This is a genomic window from Acutalibacter sp. (assembly GCF_056800975.1).
In genome coordinates this window covers 10,299-11,537 of record NZ_JBQISV010000071.1, presented here as the reverse complement: position 1 = coordinate 11,537, position 1,239 = coordinate 10,299, and the positions used below count along the sequence as shown (strand labels likewise).

At 47.1% G+C, this 1,239-nt stretch carries 2 protein-coding genes; both read left to right on the top strand.

The window, feature by feature from the left end; all coding sequences use genetic code 11:
* Positions 1-569 precede the first annotated feature (569 nt).
* The gene (locus ACTO5E_RS08210; protein WP_482302927.1) at positions 570-743 is read left to right on the top strand and encodes a hypothetical protein; all 174 of its coding nucleotides are present in this window, start codon (positions 570-572) and stop codon (positions 741-743) included.
* Complete coding sequence (locus ACTO5E_RS08205; protein ID WP_482302926.1) at positions 744-1,094, top strand: hypothetical protein; 351 nt, start codon at positions 744-746, stop codon at positions 1,092-1,094.
* The last annotated feature ends 145 nt before the right edge of the window (positions 1,095-1,239 follow it).

The window sequence follows — 1,239 nt, the reverse complement described above, 5'->3', positions numbered from 1 at the left end:
GCAACCGGCGCGTAATCTGCTTGCTCTATTTCTGAAGGAGGAACAAATAGGGCTTCTTTCGTTTCTGTGTCAAATGCATAGAATCCGTTTATGCCGGCTTCAACGGTGATGGTCCATTCATCTTGCCCTGAGACCGGTAGTTCAGAGGATGAGACGGACACATGAGCGTTAAAAATATAGTAATCACAAACAAGGAAAGCGCTTTTTTGAACTTAGATATTTTTCTCATATCATTCCTTTTGTCAAAAAATAGTGAGGTTGGTTTTGGTCTTTAGAATGGACACAAAACCTGTGCCCCAACCAAACATAGTGTATACTCATACGTTTATTTTGTCAATACTTTGCATGGGGTTTGCATAAATAAAATTCTCGAAAACAGAACTATGATAGCTAGAAATATCCCCCCCAAAACTTTCTTTTTAACATAAAACAATGCACACTGCCCAAAATATATCGACCACCACACCCAGTCCACCGGCGAGTGCTTTCACTGCCCCATTGCCGAGGGCTGCTCCTGGTGCAGCGCCTACAATTACCAGGTGTTCGGCACAGCAGACCAGCGGGCCACCTTGATCTGCGTCATGCACAAGGCCAGGGCCCTGGCTAACGCCTACTACTGGAACCAGCTCTATCGAGAACGGGTAGAAAAAAGGCGGTTCAAAATCCATATCCCAGAGGACTGGGCCCTGGAAATCATCTCAATAGAAGAATGGCAAGCCTTAAAAAGAATGGAGGAATCGTAAATGTTTATTTTGAAATTGGCAACAGGCGAGACATTTTCCGCTACTGCCGCTGAACAAATGCGCAGCCAGATTGACACAAGCATGCAAGACCGTCTGGCTTTGCGGGTAGAGGCCACTCCGGCCCTGCATGAACTGGACTGGTATCTGGAAAAGCTGGATGCGCCTGGTGCCCTGGACATTGTGCAGGTGCAGTGCGAAAATGGCACAGTGGGTTTGGAGGTCCAGGGCTATACCCAAATGATCAATGAGGCCATCCGAGTGCTGAACACCGGGGAAAAAAGTTTTCCATTATGCTGGCCAAACCTCAGACGGTTGAGGGCTGAAAGGCGGCATCTATGGAGAAAGGGGTGATCAAAATGGATGATTCAAGGCCCGCATAAAGGGCCTGTAAACGGTATAAAAAACACATTTGCAAAGGAGAGATTTTTCATGCTGGAAACTTCCAAGGCTGTGGCCATTATCCTGGTATTCGCCGTTCTGGTCCAGTTCCTGGTGG